5 protein-coding genes and 1 pseudogene are annotated in these 3,667 nt (G+C 63.1%); 4 read left to right on the plus strand and 2 right to left on the minus strand.

The window, feature by feature from the left end; all coding sequences use genetic code 11:
* Positions 1-193 (minus strand): annotated as a pseudogene (locus AC1DQP_RS19880) (transcriptional regulator Crp); the annotation flags it as partial.
* A gap of 147 nt (positions 194-340) precedes the next feature.
* Between AC1DQP_RS19880 and speD the strand changes: the two are divergent.
* Together speD and sugE are read left to right on the plus strand one after the other, a co-directional pair.
* The gene (gene speD, locus AC1DQP_RS19885) at positions 341-1,135 is read left to right on the plus strand and encodes an adenosylmethionine decarboxylase (protein ID WP_256776563.1); all 795 of its coding nucleotides are present in this window, start codon (positions 341-343) and stop codon (positions 1,133-1,135) included.
* A gap of 165 nt (positions 1,136-1,300) precedes the next feature.
* Positions 1,301-1,618, plus strand: coding sequence for a quaternary ammonium compound efflux SMR transporter SugE (gene sugE, locus AC1DQP_RS19890; protein ID WP_457318946.1), 318 nt, complete (start codon positions 1,301-1,303; stop codon positions 1,616-1,618).
* 79 nt (positions 1,619-1,697) lie between these two features.
* Here sugE and coq7 read toward each other — a convergent pair whose 3' ends face one another.
* Positions 1,698-2,333, minus strand: a complete 636-nt coding sequence (gene coq7, locus AC1DQP_RS19895; RefSeq protein ID WP_478052352.1) for a 2-polyprenyl-3-methyl-6-methoxy-1,4-benzoquinone monooxygenase — start codon at positions 2,331-2,333, stop codon at positions 1,698-1,700.
* 181 nt (positions 2,334-2,514) lie between these two features.
* Here coq7 and rplM point away from each other — a divergent pair, with 181 nt between their 5' ends.
* Positions 2,515-2,943 carry a 50S ribosomal protein L13 gene (gene rplM, locus AC1DQP_RS19900; RefSeq protein ID WP_256776566.1) on the plus strand — a complete coding sequence of 143 codons (429 nt, stop codon included), beginning with the start codon at positions 2,515-2,517 and terminating at the stop codon, positions 2,941-2,943.
* Between the two features lie 2 nt (positions 2,944-2,945).
* Positions 2,946-3,338, plus strand: a complete 393-nt coding sequence (gene rpsI / locus AC1DQP_RS19905) for a 30S ribosomal protein S9 (protein WP_017354549.1) — start codon at positions 2,946-2,948, stop codon at positions 3,336-3,338.
* Positions 3,339-3,667 lie beyond the last annotated feature (329 nt).

Genomic DNA, 3,667 nt, shown 5'->3' on the forward strand with positions numbered 1-3,667 from the left:
TTATAGAAACCGAGCCGCTTATCACGTAGTAAAGGGTGCCAGCGGGGTCCCCGGGGCGGAACACATCGGTCCGCGCGGGGTAGCGGCGGCGATGGCTGTGGGCCAGAAAACGGTCGATGGTGGCGATATCCAGGGCCAGTGGACTTGTGGCAAGGCGCACAGTTGACACGTTTGAGGCGCTCCCTTTGCTCATGAACAATTCACGGCTATGTGCCGCGAGCTTAACGATCCGGTTTGTTAAGGGCAAACAGAGCACACCTATTCCTTTCGATGCAAGTTTCGCCCCCGATCACTTTGCCCCATAATTGCGCCTTTCCCACCACTCACAGGATCCACCGCCGTGGTCAAGCCGTTGCCTCGCCTGAGGTTGCAGGGTTTCAACAACCTCACCAAGGCGCTGAGCTTCAACATCTATGACGTGTGTTACGCGCGCACCGAAGAAGAGCGTCAGCGTTACATCGAATACATTGATGAAGAGTACAACGCCGATAGGCTTACTCAGATCTTGACCGATGTCGCCGAGATCATCGGCGCCAACATCCTCAACGTGGCGCGCCAGGATTACGATCCGCAGGGTGCCTCGGTGACGATCCTGATCTCTGAAGAACCGGTGATCGACAAGAAGCAGGCCGGCAAGGAGTTGATCTCCGATGCCGTGGTCGCGCACATGGACAAGAGCCACATCACTGTCCATACCTACCCGGAGACCCACCCGCAGGAGGGCATCGCCACGTTCCGCGCGGACATCGATGTGGCTACCTGTGGCGTGATTTCCCCGCTGAAGGCGCTGAACTACCTGATCGAGAGTCTGGAATCGGACATCGTGATCATGGACTACCGCGTGCGTGGCTTCACCCGTGATGTAAAGGGCAAGAAGCACTACATCGATCACAAGATCCACTCGATCCAGAACTTCCTGGCCAAGAACATCAAGTCGCGTTACGAGATGTTCGACGTCAACGTCTACCAGGAAAACATCTTCCACACGAAGATGCACCTGAAGGACTTCGACCTGGACCAGTACCTGTTCGAAGAGAAGGCCAAGAACCTGTCGTTCAAGGAACGCATGAAGATCGAGGCGCTGCTGCGTCGCGAGATCGAAGAGCTGTTCCACGGGCGCAACCTGACCGAGTAATACCGCTGTGACAGCCGCCCCGGGCAACCGGTGGCGGCGCTGCACCCGGCGGGATGGCCCGCCCCGTGATGCCCGGATCCGTGCAGTACCGGTGCCAGGGAAGCCAATCGACGACGGTCCGGTGTGAAGACACCGGGCCGTTTTTGTTTTTTCACAGGAGTACCCATGCCCTGGATCTATCTGCTGCTGGCCGGCCTGTTCGAAATCGGCTTTGCGATCGGAATGAAGTACTCGGAGGGCTTCAGCAGGCCGCTGCCCACCCTGGCCACCGTCGGTGCGGCGCTGGTCAGCCTGTACCTGATGAGCCAGGCGATGAAGTCGATCCCGGTCGGCACCGCCTATGCGATCTGGACCGGCATCGGCGCCCTCGGCGTGGCCACGCTGGGCATCTTCCTGTTCGGCGACAGCGCCTCGCTGCCGCGGCTGGCCTGTGTGGGCCTGATCGTGGCCGGCGTGATCGGGTTGAAGCTGGTCGGGGGCTGATCGGCGCGTCGGAAGGACGTCGCGCACGCACCCCCGGTGGTGCCGGCCGCTGGCCGGCAACGCGTGCATCCAGATGGGTTCATGAGGTTGCCGTCATCACCTTCGATGCCAGCGCCATCACCGAGGGAATCGGGAATGGCAGCTTGCGCGCGCCGGCATGTTCGGCGTGATCGGCATGGCGGGCCTCGTCGATCTTCATCACCTTGAGGATCTCGCGACTGCGCAGGTCGGCAGGGGGCAGGGTGTCCAGGTGTTCGTCCAGATGGGCCTCAACCTGGCGCTCGGTTTCCACCACGAAGCCCAGGTTCCAGCCATCGCCGCGCAGGCCGGCCAGCGTACCGATGGTGTAGCTGCCGGCGTACCAGATCGGGTTGAACAGGCTCGGGCGGCTGTCCAGTTCCCGCAGGCGCTGGGCGCACCAGGCCAGGTGATCGGTCTCTTCCTGGGCCGCGTCGAGCAGGTGGGCACGGGTCTGCGGCTCCTGGGCGACCGCGGCCTGGCCGAAGTACAGGCCTTGGGCGCACACCTCGCCGACATGGTTGATGCGCATCAGGCCGGCGGCATGGCGGCGCTCGGCGCTGGCCATCTGCACGTCCGGCGTGGCCTGGGCGGGGTAGGGGCGGCTGGCCGGCGGGTTGCCGAAGACCGTGTCCAGGGCGCGCTGGGCTTCGGTCAGCAGGTGATCGAGCGGGGTGATCTGGCGGGTCACGGTCATGGCGGGGCGGCGTGCAGCGGGGGATCGTCGATTCTCGCCCCCTGGCGGCGGTGTGCCAAGCCACGGCAGGGGTCAACTTGCATGTGCGGGGTCGCGCCGGTACAATCCCGCCTCTTCACAACGCGTGGCAGAGTTCCGGCCGTTCAGCGCCGCAATGAGCCCGACCTACTTGAGTTCTTTCATGAGCACTTTCACTGCAAAGTCCGAGACCGTCCAGCGTGACTGGTATCTCGTCGACGCTTCCGGCAAGACGCTGGGCCGTCTGTCCACCGAGCTGGCCCGCCGTCTGCGCGGCAAGCACAAGCCGGTTTACACCCCTCACGTTGATACCGGTGATTACCTGGTTGTCATCAATGCAGAAAAGATTGTCGTCACCGGCAAGAAGCTGCAGGACAAGCTGTATCACCGTTTCACTGGCTACATCGGCAACCTGAAGACCGAAACTCTGGCCCAGGCGCTTGAGCGCCACCCGGAGCGCGTCATCGAGACCGCCGTCAAGGGCATGCTGCCGAAGGGCCCGCTGGGCCGCGCCATGTACCGCAAGCTCAAGGTGTACTCGGGTTCCGAGCACCCGCACGCCGCTCAGCAGCCTCAGGTTCTGGATATCTAATCATGGCTATCACTCAAAACTACGGCACCGGCCGCCGCAAGTCCTCCACCGCCCGCGTGTTCTTGCGCAAGGGCGCCGGCAACATCACCGTCAATGGCCGTCCGCTGGACGAGTTCTTTGGCCGTGAGACCGCGCGCATGATCGTGCGCCAGCCGCTGGAGCTGACCAAGAACACCGAAAGCTTCGACATCATGGTCACCGCCGCTGGCGGCGGCACCACCGGCCAGGCCGGTGCGATCCGTCTGGGCATCGCCCGTGCGCTGGTCGAGTACGACGAAACCCTGAAGTCCGAGCTGCGCAAGGCTGGCTTCATGACCCGTGACGCCCGTGAAGTCGAGCGTAAGAAGGTCGGCCTGCACAAGGCACGTCGCGCCACCCAGTTCTCCAAGCGCTGATCCATCGCGCCTGGCGTGGGATCTTTCGGGATCCCGCTGGGAGGACAGCAAAAGCCCGGCCTCGGCCGGGCTTTTCCCGTTTGTGGGATGCCGCATTGCCAAGGGCGGTGCAGGGTGCCAGAAACAGGCCGGTAGAGCCGAGCCATGCTCGGCTGCCGTCGCCATCGCCATCGCCTCTGCCTCTTCCGTTGCCATTGCCCGATATCCAAAGCCAAAGCATCTGCTCTGCGCATTGGCCTGGCTGGGTCGGCGCGGGTGGATTGTCGGGACACGCTGCAAGTACATCCGTGTAAGCTCCGTCGCCGCATCCATGCGGCTCAGGGTCCCGC

The organism is Stenotrophomonas sp. P5_A8, assembly GCF_056400545.1.

Bases quoted from the DNA above. Each gene is read 5' to 3' on its own strand.
- rpsI (WP_017354549.1), top strand. From the start codon at position 2,946: ATGGCTATCACTCAAAACTACGGCACCGGCCGCCGCAAGTCCTCCACC.
- sugE (WP_457318946.1), top strand. From the start codon at position 1,301: ATGCCCTGGATCTATCTGCTGCTGGCCGGCCTGTTCGAAATCGGCTTT.
- rplM (WP_256776566.1), top strand. From the start codon at position 2,515: ATGAGCACTTTCACTGCAAAGTCCGAGACCGTCCAGCGTGACTGGTAT.
- coq7 (WP_478052352.1), bottom strand. From the start codon at position 2,333: ATGACCGTGACCCGCCAGATCACCCCGCTCGATCACCTGCTGACCGAA.